Below are 16,271 nucleotides of genomic sequence, written 5' to 3' on the forward strand. Positions count from 1 at the left end.
TGTAAAGGTTGCCTAGTCTGTAAAGAAACCGGCTATATATTTTAACTTAAAAAGAAAAGGAAGGAAGCTATCCATGAAAGTAGCAATTGTCGGTGCAGGGATTGTAGGAGCAACTGCTGCCTACTACCTGTCAAAGCAAAAAGATATTGAAGTGACCGTTTTTGATGAGGGGGTCGGTCAGGCGACCAAGGCAGCGGCAGGGATTATCTGTCCTTGGTTTGCTAGAAAACGCAATAAAAATTGGTACAAAATGGCGCGTTTAGGGGCTGATTTTTACCAGACCTTGGTAGCAGATGTAGCGGCCGATGGCTATGACAGCTGTTTTTACGAGCAGGTGGGGGTTGTGGTCATCAAGTCCCGTCAGGATTTTTTAGAGGAGACCTTGGACTTAGCCTTAGCCAGACGAGAAGAGTCGCCTTTGATGGGAGACGTTAGGCTCATCAGTCAGGAGGAGTTGGATCGTCATTATGAGGGGATTGCTGGCTTTGACCAGTACCTCTGGGCCTCTGGTGCTGCTCGTGTAGAGGGCTCGGAGCTGACCAAAACCTTGCTGGCAGCTAGTGGTGTGCCTGTCGTGGCGAAAAAAGTTGGCTTTACTGTTTTGTCTGATGGTCGCTACGAGGTGGATGGGCAGGTCTTTGACCGCTTGATTTTGGCTTGTGGGGCTTGGTTGCCGTTTATTTTGGAGGAACACGGTTATACGGTGGCTGTTCGTCCGCAGAAGGGGCAAATTATTGATTATCAGTTTCGTGAGTTGGACACAGGGAGTTACCCTGTGATTATGCCATACGGTGAGGGAGATATTATTCCGTTTCGTGAGGGCAAGTTGTCTGTCGGGGCCTCGCATGAGGACAAGATGGGCTATGATTTGACCTTAGACCCTGAGGTGCTTGCGGGACTGGAAGCCAAAGCTCTGCCATTTTTCTCCAAAATTGCTGACGCAGCCAGCAAGAGCTACCGTGTCGGCATCAGGGCCTACACACCCAATTATGCGCCCTTTTATGGGGAGGTACCGGGACTTTCTGGGGTCTATGCCGCTAGTGGGCTGGGGTCGTCTGGCTTAACGACAGGCCCCTTGATCGGGCGTGAGCTGGTGCATTTGCTGATGGGAGAGACAGGGCAACTTGAGCCTAGCGATCACCCCATTGCTCCTATGGTCGTATTAGATACAAACTGACAAATGCCTGAGGCTATGCTATAATAAGTACAATACACAAACAAGGAGCTTACTGATGAAAGGTATTATTCTGGCAGGTGGGTCAGGGACTCGCCTCTATCCGTTGACTAGAGCCGCTTCTAAGCAGCTTATGCCGATTTATGACAAGCCGATGATTTACTACCCATTGTCAACCTTAATGTTGGCTGGGATTAAAGACATTTTGATTATTTCGACACCTCAGGATTTGCCTCGCTTTGAGGATATGTTGGGAGATGGGTCTGAGCTGGGAATTTCCCTGTCTTACGCAGTGCAACCAAGTCCTGATGGTCTAGCGCAAGCCTTTATCATTGGTGAAGCGTTTATCGGAGATGATAGTGTCTGCTTGATTTTAGGAGACAATATTTACCACGGCAATGGTCTGACCAAGATGTTGCAACGTGCGGCTTCTAAAGACAAGGGGGCGACCGTCTTTGGGTACCAAGTCAAAGATCCTGAGCGTTTTGGTGTCGTAGAATTTGATGAAAACATGAACGCCATTTCTATCGAAGAAAAGCCTGAACAGCCAAAATCAAACTTTGCGGTGACTGGTCTTTACTTCTACGATAATGATGTCGTGGAAATCGCTAAGAACATTAAGCCAAGCCCTCGTGGTGAACTTGAAATTACAGACGTCAATAAAGCGTACCTTGACCGTGGCGATTTGTCTGTTGAGCTGATGGGGCGTGGTTTTGCTTGGTTGGATACAGGGACGCATGAGAGCTTGCTAGAGGCAGCTCAGTATATCGAGACGGTGCAACGCCTGCAAAATGTTCAAGTAGCAAACCTCGAAGAAATCGCCTACCGCATGGGCTACATCACAGCTGACCAAGTCCGTGAATTAGCGCAGCCATTGAAGAAAAACGAATACGGGCAGTACCTGCTCCGTTTGATTGGAGAAGCCTAATGTCAGAACAATTTTTTGATAAAGAATTAGCCTGTCGCGAGATTGAAGCTATTCCAGGTCTCTTGGAATTTGATATTCCTGTTCGTGGGGACAACCGTGGTTGGTTTAAGGAAAATTTCCAGAAGGAAAAAATGGTGCCACTGGGCTTTCCAGAGAGCTTTTTTGCAGAAGGTAAGTTGCAAAATAATATTTCCTTCAACAAAAAGCACACCCTTCGGGGGCTTCATGCAGAGCCTTGGGACAAGTATGTGTCTATTGCTGACGAGGGCGTCGTTATCGGCTCTTGGGTAGACCTTCGTGAAGGGGAGACCTTCGGCAACACCTACCAGACCATCATTGATGCCAGCAAGGGGATCTTTGTGCCTCGGGGGGTGGCCAATGGCTTCCAAGTGTTATCTGAAAAAGCTGCCTATACCTATCTGGTCAATGACTACTGGGCCTTGGAGCTCAAGCCCAAGTATGCCTTTGTCAACTATGCGGATCCAACGCTTGGTATCCAATGGGAAAACCTGGCAGAAGCAGAAGTCTCAGAAGCAGACAAAAACCATCCGCTACTCAAGGACGTCAAACCGTTGAGAGCTGAGGATTTGTAAGATGTATCAAGAATTTTTAACGATTGCCAGGGAATTAAATCAGATTGGCATCGTTCCACTTCTGATGGGGTCGGTTGGACTAGAGCAAGTGACTGGTCGGGATTGGCAAGCCAGAGACTTAGATATTCATGTACCGAGTGATCCGCGTGGCTGGGAAGCTCCTGATGAGGGACGGATTTATCGCTTTGATGAGCTGAATGCCATCATGGAAAGGCTAGGTTATCAGTTGGTTGACCGCCACGAGCATGAGTTTCAAAAAGCTGGAAAATCTGTTGAATTTGGTGGGCTACATTCGCTGCCGAACTTTGCTGGTGTAGAACTAGAAGACCTAGAAGAAGTAGAAGATGAGGGCGTTCATTATTATTTGCCAAACGTGGAACAGTACCTCAAGATTTATCTGGCATCCTCAAAAGATAGCTACCGCGCTGAGAACAACAATCAAAAAGATTTTGCAAAAATCAACTACTTGAAAAAAGTCTTGGAGAAATAAGGCGAGCGAAGTGAGCCTAGAAAGATCGTTTCCGCAGTGGTGAAAAGACCGCTAATGTGACATTGGCGGTCGCGGAAAAGTTGAGACCTTAGGCTCAACTTTTAGGAATAGAATTCTGTAGGAAGTCGCTTCCGTCCGCACCATTTTAGGAAACAATCAAAAATAAAACAATCGGAGAAAACATGTCAACATTTAAACACATCATCGTCACAGGTGGAGCTGGCTTTATCGGCTCAAACTTTGTGCATTACGTTTACAACAATCATCCAGATGTCTATGTGACGGTTTTGGATAAATTGACCTACGCAGGCAACCGTGCCAACTTGGAAACCATCTTAGGTGACCGAGTGGAGTTGGTGGTCGGTGATATCGCAGATGCCGAATTAGTGGACAAGTTGGCTGCAAAGGCGGATGCTATTGTCCACTATGCGGCTGAGAGTCATAACGACAATTCCCTCAATGACCCATCGCCATTTATCCATACCAACTTCATCGGTACCTACACACTCTTGGAAGCGGCGCGCAAATACGATATTCGTTTCCACCATGTGTCAACTGACGAAGTGTATGGTGATTTGCCACTGCGTGAGGACCTGCCAGGTCATGGCGAAGGTCCAGGTGAGAAATTCACAGCGGATACCAAGTACAACCCTAGCTCTCCTTACTCCTCTACCAAGGCAGCGTCCGACTTGATTGTCAAGGCTTGGGTGCGTTCATTTGGCGTGAAAGCGACTATTTCCAACTGTTCAAACAACTATGGGCCTTACCAGCACATCGAAAAATTTATCCCACGCCAGATTACCAATATCTTGTCTGGGATCAAGCCAAAACTCTACGGTGAAGGAAAAAATGTCCGTGACTGGATTCACACCAACGATCACTCATCAGGTGTCTGGACCATTTTGACCAAGGGACAAATCGGTGAAACCTATCTGATCGGTGCCGATGGTGAGAAGAACAACAAGGAAGTGTTGGAGCTGATTTTGGAGAAAATGGGTCAACCAGCTGATGCCTACGACCATGTGACCGACCGTGCAGGGCACGACCTTCGCTATGCGATTGACGCTAGCAAGCTCCGTGATGAGCTGGGCTGGACACCTGAGTTTACCAACTTTGAGGCGGGTATCGAAGAGACCATCAAATGGTATACCGACAACCAAGATTGGTGGCAGGCAGAAAAAGCAGCTGTTGAAGCCAACTATGCTAAGACTCAAGAAGTTATTAAGTAAAAACATCAAAAACAGCCACACGGCTGTTTTTTTGGTATAATGGAAAAAATGTCTTAAGGAGCGATCAATGATTTTAATTACAGGTGCCAATGGGCAATTAGGGACAGAGTTGCGGTATTTGCTAGATGAGCGTGGTGTGGAGTATGTTGCTGCTGATGTGGTGGAGATGGACATCACGGATAGCGCAAAGGTCAATGCCTTTTTTGCAGAGGTCAAACCGACCATCGTCTACCATTGTGCTGCCTATACAGCTGTTGATGCAGCAGAGGACGAGGGCAAAGAGCTCAATTATGCTATCAATGTAACAGGGACAGAAAATGTCGCAAAAGCAGCTGCCAACTACGGAGCAACCTTGGTCTATATCTCGACGGATTACGTCTTTGAAGGGCAAAAACCGGTTGGTTTAGAACTAGAAGTCGATGAACCAGCCAATCCACAGACCGAGTACGGGCGCACCAAGCGCTTGGGGGAAGAAGCGGTGGAGAAATACGCAGGTGATTTCTATACCATTCGGACAGCGTGGGTTTTTGGAAACTATGGGAAAAACTTTGTGTTTACTATGCAAAACCTTGCGCAGACCCGTGACACACTAGGCGTTGTTAATGACCAATTCGGTCGTCCGACCTGGACCCGTACTTTGGCAGAATTTATGGTGCATTTGGTAGAGACCAAGCAGGAATTTGGCTATTATCATTTATCCAACGACTCTGAGAAAGGCATTTCATGGTATGACTTTGCCAAGGAAATCCTGAAGGATACGGATGTCACGGTCAACCCTGTATCGTCCGACCAGTTCCCGGCCAAGGCCAAGCGTCCACTCAACTCGACCATGAGCCTAGCTAAAGCCAAAGCGACAGGTTTTGTCATTCCGACATGGCAGGAAGCTCTTGAGGCCTTCTATCACCAAAAAAGGAAATAGCTTGTCTCTTTGTCTGGGCTCATTTGACAAATGCTGATTGGCCATAGGTTGGTTTCTTTTGAGTAAGTCTCTGCTCTCGTTTCTAAAACTAATCTTTTTCTTTGAAACGACAACCATCAGCTAAACGATAATCCGCCTTCCTGTACTCTGACTTACCAGCCGGATCACTACCTCAAGGTGCCAAGTTGGTTGCAGATGCGCTGGCCTAAAAGCTTTCTCTGCTCCCCTAAGACGTGTTTGGCCTGGCGTTCGTCGTCATGACAAGCAGGACTTCTCTCGTTAAGAAAATGGACATATGCCAGGTGGCGTGTGTTAGCCTTAGCAAGGGTACGCAGTATTGACTATTTTTAACCCTTACTTGGCCAGAAGCTAAAACGTAGCCCGAGCAAGAGAAATATCGAGCATTAGTGTTGGTTCTTTTAGACAATCGTGATGGGTTATCTTGCCTATCTCAGATGATTTTTCTGTCAGATATCATATTCCAAATAAAGTAAAAAATAATTAAAATGACTAGCATTTTGTTAAAAAATATGCTAAACTATTTTCTAGCGAAGGGCTTTTAATGCGATCCAGAGAGGTTGCAAAGGCACGTAGAACCGGAAAACTACTAGGCCCTATTGCGAATAATAAGGGCTTTTTGTCTGCCCGGAAAAGAGGAGTTATGGAGTCAAGTACTTCACGTGTGAATTTGTTGTTGGATGTGGATCAAACCCCACCCTTGGCAAAAGGACTATTGCTTAGCCTACAGCATGTTTTTGCCATGTTTGGTGCCACTATCTTGGTGCCCCTGATTTTGGGAATGCCTGTGTCGGTTGCCCTTTTTGCCTCAGGGATCGGGACCTTGATTTATATGGTGGCAACCCAATTTAAGGTTCCTGTTTATCTAGGGTCATCCTTTGCTTACATTTCGGCTATGGCTTTTGCCATCGAGCAGATGGGAGGAGACGTTAAGGCAGCCCAGACTGGAGTTGTGTTGGTTGGTTTGATCTATGTCCTTGTGGCGGCTTTGGTCAAGCTTTTAGGAACGGCCTGGATTGATCGTCTCTTACCACCGATTGTTATCGGCCCTATGATTATGGTCATTGGTCTGGGACTTGCAGGGTCTGCTGTGACCAATGCAGGTTTTGTCGCAGATGGGGATATTAAAAATATCGTCGTAGCCATTGTGACCTTCTTGATTACAGCCTTTATCAACACCAAGGCAAAAGGTTTCCTGAAAATAATTCCTTTCCTTTTTGGGATTATTGGCGGTTACATCGTAGCTATTTTCTGTGGTTTGGTCGATTTTCAGCCTGTTCTTGATGCCAAGTGGTTGGAGTTACCTGGTTTTTACTTGCCGTTTGAAACAGGTGGCCTCTTTAAAACCTACGACCTGTACTTTGGACCTGAGACTTGGGCGATTTTGCCAGTAGCAGTTGTGACCATTGCCGAACATATCGGAGACCATACGGTCTTGAGCGAAATCTGTGGCCGTCCTTTCTTGAAAACTCCGGGACTTCATCGGACCTTGGTCGGTGACGGTGTAGCGACAGCAGTCTCTGCCTTTATCGGTGGCCCTGCCAACACCACCTACGGGGAAAATACGGGTGTTATCGGGATGACGCGGATTGCTTCGGTTTCCATCATTCGAAATGCAGCTGTGATTGCTATCGGACTAAGCTTCTTAGGGAAATTTACAGCCTTGATTTCAACGATTCCCACAGCTGTTTTAGGTGGTATGGCGATCTTACTCTACGGTGTCATTGCAAGCAATGGCCTCAAGGTTATGATTGAAAAACGTGTTGATTTCCGTCAGGTCCGTAACTTGATTATTGCTAGCTCAATGTTAGTATTGGGACTTGGTGGTGCAGTTTTAGAAATTGGTGCAGTGACCTTATCAGGAACAGCTCTCTCAGCTATTGCTGGAATCCTGCTTAACCTTATCTTGCCAAAAGAAGAAGTTTTTGACGACCATAAGGTAGAAGATTTACTTGAAAAATAAGCAAAAAACGAACACGAAAAGTCTCTGAACAAGAGCTGCCGTGTTCGTTTTGTTGTTATAGTCATTCCACTTTAAAAATGGCTCAAATGTTGTCAAAAAAAAACAACTTGCCCTTATGGCATCTGCCCGATAACCTTTTTTAGCTATCCTATATAGGGTGAACGCGTGCAGGTAATTTAAGGATTAGGAAAACGACTGTCACCAGTATGTAGCAAAAAAGGCGCAAGCGAGGTGGCGTAACTGGTCACCTTTCTTTCTAAAGCTGCTATATCAGAGTGCAACAGGATAAATTGATTTTTAGGGTGATTTCCTAAAGAGACTGCATTCACAGATGATGGAGGAAAATCCAAGAGCAGTCGATATCTTGTCTTTGAAGGAGGGGGTAGCTGATTCAAAAGGCTGAGAAGAACTTTGTTATCAACGATTGAAAAGTTTTCTTAGAAAAAAACCTTAGAAGCACCCCCTTGAAAGGCTGTTTCTAAGGTTTTTATAGAGTCATAATGTTTTCAGTTCTTTTGGCTTAGTCCTTGTGGCCAACGATTCCAATAATGACCTCTACGGCTTTTTCCATGGTCTGCAGGCTGACAAATTCAAAACGGCCGTGCATGTTTTCCCCACCAGCAAAGAGGTTAGGGGTAGGGATTCCCATAAAGGAAATCTTAGAACCGTCTGTACCACCACGAACAGGCTCAATCAGAGGAGCGATGCCTAATTTTTCCATGACTGTTTTAGCAATAGTGATAGGTGTCATGTCTTTTTCGATGATTTTCTTCATGTTGTAGTACTGGTCGTGCATCTTGAGGACAACGCGGTCTGTGTCTAGGCTAGCGTTCATCTTATCTGCGATAGATTTCATGTGAGCCTTACGTGCCTGGAAGTCCTCATCCTCGAAATCTCGAATAATGTAGCTGGCAAATGCTTGATCAACAGTGCCTTCCAGTTTCATTAAGTGGTAGAAGCCCTCATAACCTTCCGTTAATTCAGGGCGATCTTTTTCAGGCAATTGTTGGTGGAAGTCCATTGCCAGTTGAAGGGCATTGACCATACTTCCTTTTGCAGTACCTGGATGGACATTTCGACCGATAAATTCAAGTTGAGCTTCAGCAGCACTAAAGGTTTCATATTGCAATTCGCCCAAGGGACCGCCATCAACTGTGTAGGCAAAATCAACATCAAAATCTGCCACATCGAACTTATCTGCACCGATTCCGATTTCCTCATCTGGACCAAACCCTACACGGATTTCACAGTGTGGAATGTCAGGATTCGCAACCAGAAATTCCACAGCCGTCATAATCTCAGCGATGCCAGACTTATCATCAGCTCCCAGAAGAGTTGTCCCATCAGTTGTGATCAAGGTTTGCCCGATATAATTTTTCAGCTGTGGGAAGTCTTCGTTAGTAAGCTCGTAGCCGGAGTTTCCTAGGGCAATAGCAGAGCCGTCGTAGTCGTTAATGACTTGAGGACGGATATTTTCCGCATTGAAGTCAGCAGTGTCCATATGGGAGATAAAGCCAATTTTGCGTGTTAAATTAGGATCGTTGGCAGGCAGGGTTCCCACACAGAAACCATTGGGGAGGTAGTGCACGTTTTCAAGCCCAATACGCTCCATTTCAGGCAGAAGGATATTTTGAGCAAAGTCAACTTGGGACTGAGTGGAAGGGGTAGTTGTTGACGTCTCGTCAGAACGTGTATTGACCTTGACATAGGTCAAAAAACGCTCCAATAAATTTGGGTAAGTCATGATAAACTCCTTATCGCATAAAATCTCTTTTTCAATAGTTCCAGTTTACCACAAAGTCCCTTAAAAGGCTAGTTCATACCATAAGGACCTTTTAGCCTGATGACAGCCCTAAAACTAGCTGAGAGAGCGATGCCGTTTTAGCATGGTTTGTGAAAACAGCAAAGACAAACTATCAGAAAAGTCAATAGTTTCGTCTGAAATAATTTTTAATCACCCTAGTTGCTTTTAGAGTACGGCAAAAAGCCTTTGAAAACAGACAGTTTTCAAAGGATGTGCTATTGAAGTTTACCCTTAGCGTAGCTTATTTTCGTCAAAAGGACAGTTATTTTTCAGCACGTAAAAGATTACTCTGATGAGCTTTTTAGCGACATGTGTAATCGCCACATTATAGTGTTTTCCCTGAGCTAGCTTAAGCTTAAGATACTGCCTAAACCGAGGCGAATAGCGCGTACAGGCTTTGGCGGCCTGCAAGAGTGCCCACCTCAGATGTGGGGATCCTCTCTTGACCATTTTCCCTGTCATTTCCATCTGCCCAGATTGGTAAATGGCGGGTTCTGAACCAGCGAATGCCTGGAGTTGAGCAGGGTTGTCAAAGGTGTTGATGTTCCTCATCTCGGCTAGAATCACTGCCCCCAGTCGATTCCCAATTCCAGTAACAGTAGTGATGCTAGATTTGAGCTTAGCCATTAGCTCATCAATCTGCTTCTCGGCGGTCTTGATGAGCCTGTTATAGTGTTGGATGTTCTCGATAATCTCTCTGAGTTCAAACTTACGGGCTGGTGAGCTTGTTCCGATGGAAGAAGGAGCGATGTCGAGAATGTCCTTGATTTTATGAGCAGATAGCCTCTTAACGTTAAGGAGCTTGTCAAATCCCGCCTGCACCATTTTCTGAGGGCTAGGGTAGCGAGACAGGAGCTCGTAGGCATAGTCAGCATGCTTGCCGATGAGTTTATCCAACTCAGGGAAGATGATGTCAAGACACTTGGTGTACTGGACTTTCCAGTCGGTCTGTTTCTTCTTGAGGCGATTGAGGTATCTGGTTAGGATTTTCAACTCTTCTTGTCGCTTATCGTGTTTGACCTGTTCACGATTAGGGTCAGATAAGAGTTTTAAGGCAATAACGCGAGCGTCTTTCTTATCTGTCTTAGTCTTTCGAAGTGAGAGTGATTTGGCGAATTCTTTGATGAGCAGAGGATTGTAGGTGTAAACCTGATAATCGTGTTCATGCAAGAAGTTGGCCAGATTAAAGGCATCATGTCCGGTATCTTCCAGAGCGATGAGACAGTCTTGGTTGAGCTGTTTGAGTGACTGATGAAGTAAGTCAAAGCCAGCTCTGCTATTTGACACCGTCAGGGGTTTAAGGACTGTTTGTCCTTTGTCATTCAAGACGGTGACATCGTGTTTGGATTTAGCGACATCAATGCCGAGATAAAGCATAGGGTTACTTTCCAATATCGTATTCAAGCGCACTTGGTTGTCCACGACCTTGAGCCTTGTGACCTTACACGAGATAAAATGTCTAGCGTTATCAAACTCATTACCAATGTGACAAAAAGCTGTGGTTAGAGCCTTTACTTAATCGTCTAGCGATTGGAGGTGACAAACTAAGCCACAGTGGCTTATTCCAAGTTTAACACTTGGGCTCTGGCAGTAGCTAACTGCACTAATTCTAATATAAGGAGGTGAATCGGCAGAAAAGGAAGGGGGGGAGTGCGTACAATCAATGGAAAACGGCTACAAACCGTGTTATAATAAGTATATACGGAGCAGATCATGAGGGCATCTAATGAAAAAAAGGAGACTAGTGGTTACTGGATTAGGCATTCTAATCCTTACCGTGATTGGTTTGTATTTGAAGTTATCTGGCCCTTATACGAAGTACCGTGAGACTGCTATCAATGACAGAGGTAGTAATGCCCTTTATGTTTTTGATAACCAAGAACAAAGGGATCGGGTGATCAATCCTTTCTCTGGAATCAAAATAGCAGATTTGAAGGAGAAATCTGAAGAATTGTCTCGTCAAGAAACCTTTTTGCAATCGGAACCTCTTGCTTATTTTGATAACCGTCAAGGGACTGTTGAACAGACATTGAGCCATTCTTATGATGGGGGGGACGGATTATGAGATTGCGGGGTTGCACTTTCGATCAGGTCTTTTAGGGACTAAGGCTGGTTATCACTTTCCAGTTCCCGCTGGGGAAGAAGCGACAGCGGTATACAAGGTTAAGGTGGAAGAAGTTAGCTTCCGTTATCAAATCCCCGGAGTTTCTGATCTCGTTTTCAAACGAATTCAACCACTGGAAGATCCCTTTGTGATGGCTGAGTATGTGGAAAAGTAACAGGATGCGGCTCTAGTTCAGTGATTTTTTTGGAACTGGAGAGGGGGAAAGGCAATCAGTAAGTTTCTTGGGGCTATCTATGCGTTAGCAAGCCCATTCTTAAAATGTGTGGCAAGCTGCTCATTGTGAGATTTGACACTTGTCAATCGTACGCCTAACGAAAGTCGCTGATTCCTATTTTAAGGCGAAAGATTTGAACAAAGAAAATCCCCTACAGGCTTTGAAAAGGCTGTGGGGGATACTTTTATAGGTATAGGCGGAATAGCTTAGTTAATAGCAGCAAGCAAGGCGTCTGCCTGAGTTTTTAATTCTGCTAATTTGTCAGCATCTAGGACCAATTGGCCATCTGCCCAAGCAGTGTCGTTAACACGAGTGCCAGTGAATGGTTCTACAGCAGTCGTGCGAATAAATGGCAAGAGGTTGCGGTAGATATCAAAGAGCTGATCATGACCACCATTGGCAACAGAAGAAACAGTCACAGCTTTGCCATTGAGAGCAGAAGGACCAGTGGGATCAGTCAAATCAATGGCACGGCTCAACCAATCAAGCAAGTTTTTAACAGGTCCAGGGATTGAGAAGTTGTAAACGGGCGAGAAAATCCAGATGGCATCTGCGTCTTGCACGGCTTGACGAGCTTTGTCAACAGATGCTAAAACAGGCAATTCCAAATCTTGGTTAAAGACAGGTACATCAGCGTACTCCAAGTAGCTAACTTCAGCCTTGCCTTCAAGAGCTTTTTCAGCTAATTGAGCCAACTGGTGGTTGAATGAACCTTGACGAAGGGAACCGACGATAAATAAGATTTTAGACATAAAATTTCTCCTTTTAATAATGAGCTTTCACTCATGGAATAGAACTAGTATAACTTATTTATCACTAATTAGCAATAATTTAGCTCAAAACTTTGAATTTTTTCAGAAGGGCAACCAGTTGCTCTTTTTCAGCATCCTCTAAGACAGTAAAAATGTGACCGATATTTTGATAGTGCTCTGGGAGAATTTCCTCGATAAATTGTCTTCCTGCATCGGTTAAATCAATCAAGTAAGAGCGTTTGTCCTGAGGATCACATTGGCGAATGACAAGGCCATCACGTTCCAAATTTTTGATGACAACAGTCATATTACCAGAAGTCGTCAGCATCTTGTCGATTAGAGTTTGAATTCGCATTTCGCCTTTGTTATATAGGATTTCTAAGACACCAAACTGAGCCAAAGTCAGCTTTTTTTCTCGAATGAGGGGGAATTCCAGCTGATTGATCGTGTGCATGGTTCTTCTGAGAGCGATTAGGCAATTTAAGGCAGAGCGATTTGCGTCAATAATTTCTTGAATATCTATACTTTTCATATGCCAATTTTAACAAAGTAGAGTAGAATAAGCAAGTTTTGTTATTTTAGACGATGAACGGCTCTTCTAGCTAGCTTTTGATGGGAATATTTTTACGCAAAGGCTGGTAACTTTTTGAATTTTAGTGTATAATAAGCAACAGATTATATCAGAAAGAGGCTTCTGTGAAAAGACGATTATCGACGGGAAAACAAGTTGTTTTGGGATTAGCACTATTGCTTGTAGTTCTTGTGGTATCGGGACTTATGATTTTTTATTATGCGCTTTATCCGTATCGATCTGCAAGGAAGGACGTTGAGGCGCTTGTGAAGCAGCACATGGCGCTTTCAGAGGTCAATCAGTTCGCTATTTTTCACCACCAAGAGAGCTACTATAGTTTGAAAGCCAAGGGGGAAAGAGGCGAATCCTTGTTGATTCTTGTCCCACAGGCTGGCGAGACTATTCTGGTGTATCATGAAACGGAAGGGATCAGCGCTTCTCATGCAGAAGAAGTAGCAAAGGCTTCTGGCGCCACATCCATTCAAAAAACAACCTTTGGTCTCCTTGACCAAGTGCCTATTTGGGAGGTTGTTGCGGATGGCACTTATTACTATATAAGGTTTAAAGAAGGAGACCTGGTCTCTGGGGAGGGATTATGAAACTGTCACAACGTGTGCTCAATATGGAAGAAAGCGTGACTTTAAAAGCAGCAGCTAAAGCTAAAGTTTTGGCGGCCCAAGGGCGCGATATTCTCAGTCTCAGTCTGGGTGAGCCAGATTTTGTAACGCCTAAGCATATTCAGGAAAAGGCGATTGAAGCCATTCACAATGGGGTAGCTAGCTTTTACACTGTAGCAAGTGGCTTGCCTGCTTTGAAAGAGGCCATTAGTCGTTATATGGAAACGTATTATGGTTATGCGGTGCCTGCTAATGAGGTTGTTGCAGGTACAGGTGCTAAGTTTTTGCTCTATGCCTTTTTTATGTCTGTCTTAAATCCTGAGGATGAAGTGATTATTCCAACTCCTTATTGGGTATCGTATGCGGACCAGGTTAAACTAGCAGAGGGCAAACCTGTCTTTGTTGAGACAACAGAGGCTAATGCCTTTAAAGCAACGGTTGAGCAGTTAGAGGCGGCTAAGACCTCTAAGACAAAGGTGCTTCTGCTTAATTCCCCTTCCAACCCAACAGGAATGATTTACACTGAAGAAGAGCTTCGTGCCATTGGTGACTGGGCGGTTAAGGATGATATCTTGATTTTGGCTGACGATATCTATGGTCGTCTGGTCTACAATGGGAATCAGTTTGTGCCGATTTCAAGTCTGTCAGAAGCCATTCGTCGTCAAACCATTGTGATTAACGGGGTTTCAAAGACCTATTCCATGACAGGATGGCGTGTTGGATGGGCAACTGGTGACGCAGAGATTATCTCAGCTATGGCTAAAATCATTAGTCAGACGACATCCAACTTAACAACTGCAGCTCAATATGCAGCGATAGAGGCTCTGACAGGGAATCAAGATTCTGTAGAAGAGATGCGCCTAGCCTTTGAGGAACGCCTCAATACAATTTACCCCCTTCTTTCAGAAATTCCTGGTTTTAAGGTCATTAAACCCCAAGGCGCCTTTTACTTATTCCCAGATGTTTCGGAAGCAATGACGCTAAAAGGGTTTACAGATGTTACAGCTTTTACAGATGCGATCCTAGAGGAAACAGGTGTAGCGGTCGTGACAGGAGATGGTTTTGGAGCTCCTTCCAATATCCGCTTAAGTTATGCCACGGATATTGATACCTTGAAGGAAGTGGTGAAACGACTGAAAAAATACATGGAAGGCTAATTTTGGGCTAGTTTCTAAAATAGGCTGAGTGTAAATAAGAAACGAAAACATTATAGAAAAGAGAAGTTATGTCAAGAAAACTCATTACCATCAACCAAGTGAGTCAGTATGTCGGCCAAGAAGTGACCATCGGTAGCTGGGTAGCCAACAAATCAGGCAAGGGCAAGATTGCTTTTTTGCAACTGCGTGACGGGACCGCCTTTTTCCAAGCCGTCGCTTTCAAGCCAAACTTTATCGAAAAATTCGGTGAAGAAGAAGGAACAGCCAGGTTTGACCTCATCAAACGCTTGAGCCAAGAAAGTTCTGTTTACGTGACGGGTATTGTCAAAGAAGACGATCGGTCTAAATTCGGCTACGAGCTGGATATCACGGACATCGAGCTGATTGGTGATAGCCAAGACTACCCGATTACGCCAAAAGAGCACGGCACGGACTTCCTTATGGACAATCGCCACCTCTGGCTACGTTCGCGCAAGCAGGTGGCCATTCAGCAAATCCGCAATGCCATCATCTATGCGACCTATGACTTCTTTGATCAAAATGGCTTTATCAAGTTTGACAGCCCGATTTTATCAGGGAATGCAGCAGAAGACTCAACAGAGCTTTTTGAAACGGACTATTTTGGTCAGCCAGCTTACTTGAGCCAGTCTGGTCAGCTCTACTTAGAAGCTGGTGCCATGGCACTGGGGCGTGTGTTTGACTTTGGTCCTGTATTCCGTGCAGAAAAATCCAAAACCCGTCGTCACTTGACCGAGTTCTGGATGATGGATGCAGAGTATTCTTTCCTGACGCATGATGAATCTCTGGACTTGCAAGAAGCCTATGTCAAAGCCCTTATCCAGGGGGTTATCGACCGTGCACCGCAGGCTCTTGAAACTCTTGAGCGGGATGTGGACTTGCTGAAATCCTACATCGACCAGCCCTTCAAGCGGGTGTCTTATGACGATGCGGTGACGCTTCTGCAAGCTCATGAACATGATGAAGATGCTGATTATGAGCACATGGAGCACGGGGATGACTTTGGTTCACCACATGAAACCTGGATTTCAAACTACTTTGGGGTACCGACCTTTATCGTCAACTACCCAGCTAGCTTCAAGGCCTTCTACATGAAGCCAGTTCCAGGAAATCCTGAGCGCGTGCTCTGTGCCGACCTTTTGGCACCAGAAGGCTATGGGGAAATCATCGGGGGCTCTATGCGTGAGGATGACTACGAGGCACTGGTTGCTAAGATGGATGCTCTCGGCATGGACAAGTCAGAGTACGAGTTCTACCTTGACCTTCGCAAGTACGGCTCAGTGCCACATGGTGGTTTCGGGATTGGTATCGAGCGAATGGTTACCTTTGTCGCAGGAACCAAGCACATCCGCGAAGCCATTCCATTCCCACGGATGTTACACCGGATTAAGCCGTAGGAAAATCGGCGAAGCATGGGTGCGGCGCTATTCTCAGGAAACAAAGTCTTTCTTGAAAATGGGTAGTCAGCCTTTGAGAGAGTGAAAAGAGATTGCAACCGAAAGAGTTCGATTTCTTCTCACTCTTTTTTGTTTGGTTCGAGCTTAGACAGTTTAGTCTAGGAATGGGATACTACTGAACTAGTCAGCTATCTGATAGCTCTTCAAAAAATTTCAGAACCTTTTAAAGTCAAAGAGGTATCTGTATTTCTCGTCTCAAGAATACTTCCTCAGTGAGATTTGAGTTCTTCTGGGGATTTTTG

16 protein-coding genes are annotated in these 16,271 nt (G+C 45.2%); 12 read left to right on the forward strand and 4 right to left on the reverse strand.

The features are described from left to right. The first annotated feature begins 73 nt into the window (after nucleotides 1-73). The 7 genes from HF992_RS04310 (at nucleotide 74) to HF992_RS04340 (ending at nucleotide 7,314) form a co-directional block, all read left to right on the forward strand. Nucleotides 74-1,177, forward strand: a complete 1,104-nt coding sequence (locus HF992_RS04310; protein ID WP_168548832.1) for an NAD(P)/FAD-dependent oxidoreductase — start codon at nucleotides 74-76, stop codon at nucleotides 1,175-1,177. 55 nt (nucleotides 1,178-1,232) lie between these two features. After that, complete coding sequence (gene rfbA / locus HF992_RS04315) at nucleotides 1,233-2,102, forward strand: glucose-1-phosphate thymidylyltransferase RfbA (RefSeq protein ID WP_168548833.1); 870 nt, start codon at nucleotides 1,233-1,235, stop codon at nucleotides 2,100-2,102. Next, nucleotides 2,102-2,695, forward strand: coding sequence for a dTDP-4-dehydrorhamnose 3,5-epimerase family protein (locus HF992_RS04320; protein ID WP_168548834.1), 594 nt, complete (start codon nucleotides 2,102-2,104; stop codon nucleotides 2,693-2,695). The genes rfbA and HF992_RS04320 overlap by 1 nt, the downstream gene beginning before the upstream one ends. 1 nt (nucleotide 2,696) lies before the next feature. Then, nucleotides 2,697-3,185: a nucleotidyltransferase family protein gene (locus HF992_RS04325; RefSeq protein WP_168548835.1), complete on the forward strand. Its 489-nt coding sequence runs from the start codon at nucleotides 2,697-2,699 to the stop codon at nucleotides 3,183-3,185. 182 nt (nucleotides 3,186-3,367) lie between these two features. Further along, nucleotides 3,368-4,414, forward strand: a complete 1,047-nt coding sequence (rfbB, locus tag HF992_RS04330; RefSeq protein WP_168548836.1) for a dTDP-glucose 4,6-dehydratase — start codon at nucleotides 3,368-3,370, stop codon at nucleotides 4,412-4,414. 67 nt (nucleotides 4,415-4,481) lie between these two features. Continuing rightward, complete coding sequence (gene rfbD, locus HF992_RS04335; RefSeq protein WP_168548837.1) at nucleotides 4,482-5,333, forward strand: dTDP-4-dehydrorhamnose reductase; 852 nt, start codon at nucleotides 4,482-4,484, stop codon at nucleotides 5,331-5,333. 661 nt (nucleotides 5,334-5,994) lie between these two features. Beyond that, nucleotides 5,995-7,314 (forward strand): uracil-xanthine permease family protein, encoded by a 1,320-nt coding sequence (locus HF992_RS04340; RefSeq protein WP_168548838.1) that lies wholly within the window; start codon nucleotides 5,995-5,997, stop codon nucleotides 7,312-7,314. A gap of 520 nt (nucleotides 7,315-7,834) precedes the next feature. On the opposite strand, the gene pepT is transcribed toward HF992_RS04340, so the two are convergent. Then, on the reverse strand, nucleotides 7,835-9,058 hold the full coding sequence (pepT, locus tag HF992_RS04345) for a peptidase T (RefSeq protein WP_168548839.1): 1,224 nt from the start codon (nucleotides 9,056-9,058) through the stop codon (nucleotides 7,835-7,837). 291 nt (nucleotides 9,059-9,349) lie between these two features. Further along, complete coding sequence (locus tag HF992_RS04350; protein WP_168548840.1) at nucleotides 9,350-10,495, reverse strand: IS110 family RNA-guided transposase; 1,146 nt, start codon at nucleotides 10,493-10,495, stop codon at nucleotides 9,350-9,352. A 349-nt stretch (nucleotides 10,496-10,844) separates the two neighbouring features. Here HF992_RS04350 and HF992_RS04355 point away from each other — a divergent pair, with 349 nt between their 5' ends. Both HF992_RS04355 and HF992_RS04360 read left to right on the forward strand, forming a co-directional pair. Further along, a complete protein-coding gene (locus HF992_RS04355; protein ID WP_168548841.1) occupies nucleotides 10,845-11,183 on the forward strand; it encodes a hypothetical protein in 339 nt (112 codons plus the stop codon). After that, complete coding sequence (locus tag HF992_RS04360) at nucleotides 11,161-11,397, forward strand: hypothetical protein (RefSeq protein ID WP_168548842.1); 237 nt, start codon at nucleotides 11,161-11,163, stop codon at nucleotides 11,395-11,397. The genes HF992_RS04355 and HF992_RS04360 overlap by 23 nt, the downstream gene beginning before the upstream one ends. A gap of 266 nt (nucleotides 11,398-11,663) precedes the next feature. Here HF992_RS04360 and HF992_RS04365 read toward each other — a convergent pair whose 3' ends face one another. Together HF992_RS04365 and HF992_RS04370 are read right to left on the reverse strand one after the other, a co-directional pair. Next, nucleotides 11,664-12,209, reverse strand: a complete 546-nt coding sequence (locus HF992_RS04365) for an NAD(P)H-dependent oxidoreductase (protein WP_168548843.1) — start codon at nucleotides 12,207-12,209, stop codon at nucleotides 11,664-11,666. 79 nt (nucleotides 12,210-12,288) lie between these two features. Continuing rightward, the gene (locus HF992_RS04370; protein WP_168548844.1) at nucleotides 12,289-12,741 is read right to left on the reverse strand and encodes a MarR family winged helix-turn-helix transcriptional regulator; all 453 of its coding nucleotides are present in this window, start codon (nucleotides 12,739-12,741) and stop codon (nucleotides 12,289-12,291) included. Between the two features lie 164 nt (nucleotides 12,742-12,905). On the opposite strand from HF992_RS04370, the gene HF992_RS04375 reads away from it, so the two are divergent. From HF992_RS04375 to asnS, 3 genes are all read left to right on the forward strand, one after another. Further along, nucleotides 12,906-13,379: a cell wall elongation regulator TseB-like domain-containing protein gene (locus tag HF992_RS04375; RefSeq protein WP_168548845.1), complete on the forward strand. Its 474-nt coding sequence runs from the start codon at nucleotides 12,906-12,908 to the stop codon at nucleotides 13,377-13,379. After that, nucleotides 13,373-14,554, forward strand: a complete 1,182-nt coding sequence (locus HF992_RS04380; protein ID WP_343032951.1) for a pyridoxal phosphate-dependent aminotransferase — start codon at nucleotides 13,373-13,375, stop codon at nucleotides 14,552-14,554. Before HF992_RS04375 ends, HF992_RS04380 begins: the two co-directional genes overlap by 7 nt. 68 nt (nucleotides 14,555-14,622) lie before the next feature. Further along, the gene (asnS, locus tag HF992_RS04385) at nucleotides 14,623-15,969 is read left to right on the forward strand and encodes an asparagine--tRNA ligase (RefSeq protein ID WP_168548847.1); all 1,347 of its coding nucleotides are present in this window, start codon (nucleotides 14,623-14,625) and stop codon (nucleotides 15,967-15,969) included. Nucleotides 15,970-16,271: the final 302 nt, after the last annotated feature.

The organism is Streptococcus ovuberis (genome assembly GCF_012396585.1).
In the GTDB taxonomy this organism is placed as follows: domain Bacteria; phylum Bacillota; class Bacilli; order Lactobacillales; family Streptococcaceae; genus Streptococcus; species Streptococcus ovuberis.

Bases quoted from the DNA above. Each gene is read 5' to 3' on its own strand.
- HF992_RS04310 (WP_168548832.1), top strand. From the start codon at position 74: ATGAAAGTAGCAATTGTCGGTGCAGGGATTGTAGGAGCAACTGCTGCC.
- rfbA (WP_168548833.1), top strand. From the start codon at position 1,233: ATGAAAGGTATTATTCTGGCAGGTGGGTCAGGGACTCGCCTCTATCCG.
- HF992_RS04320 (WP_168548834.1), top strand. From the start codon at position 2,102: ATGTCAGAACAATTTTTTGATAAAGAATTAGCCTGTCGCGAGATTGAA.
- HF992_RS04325 (WP_168548835.1), top strand. From the start codon at position 2,697: ATGTATCAAGAATTTTTAACGATTGCCAGGGAATTAAATCAGATTGGC.
- rfbB (WP_168548836.1), top strand. From the start codon at position 3,368: ATGTCAACATTTAAACACATCATCGTCACAGGTGGAGCTGGCTTTATC.
- rfbD (WP_168548837.1), top strand. From the start codon at position 4,482: ATGATTTTAATTACAGGTGCCAATGGGCAATTAGGGACAGAGTTGCGG.
- HF992_RS04340 (WP_168548838.1), top strand. From the start codon at position 5,995: ATGGAGTCAAGTACTTCACGTGTGAATTTGTTGTTGGATGTGGATCAA.
- pepT (WP_168548839.1), bottom strand. From the start codon at position 9,058: ATGACTTACCCAAATTTATTGGAGCGTTTTTTGACCTATGTCAAGGTC.
- HF992_RS04350 (WP_168548840.1), bottom strand. From the start codon at position 10,495: ATGCTTTATCTCGGCATTGATGTCGCTAAATCCAAACACGATGTCACC.
- HF992_RS04355 (WP_168548841.1), top strand. From the start codon at position 10,845: ATGAAAAAAAGGAGACTAGTGGTTACTGGATTAGGCATTCTAATCCTT.
- HF992_RS04360 (WP_168548842.1), top strand. From the start codon at position 11,161: ATGATGGGGGGGACGGATTATGAGATTGCGGGGTTGCACTTTCGATCA.
- HF992_RS04365 (WP_168548843.1), bottom strand. From the start codon at position 12,209: ATGTCTAAAATCTTATTTATCGTCGGTTCCCTTCGTCAAGGTTCATTC.
- HF992_RS04370 (WP_168548844.1), bottom strand. From the start codon at position 12,741: ATGAAAAGTATAGATATTCAAGAAATTATTGACGCAAATCGCTCTGCC.
- asnS (WP_168548847.1), top strand. From the start codon at position 14,623: ATGTCAAGAAAACTCATTACCATCAACCAAGTGAGTCAGTATGTCGGC.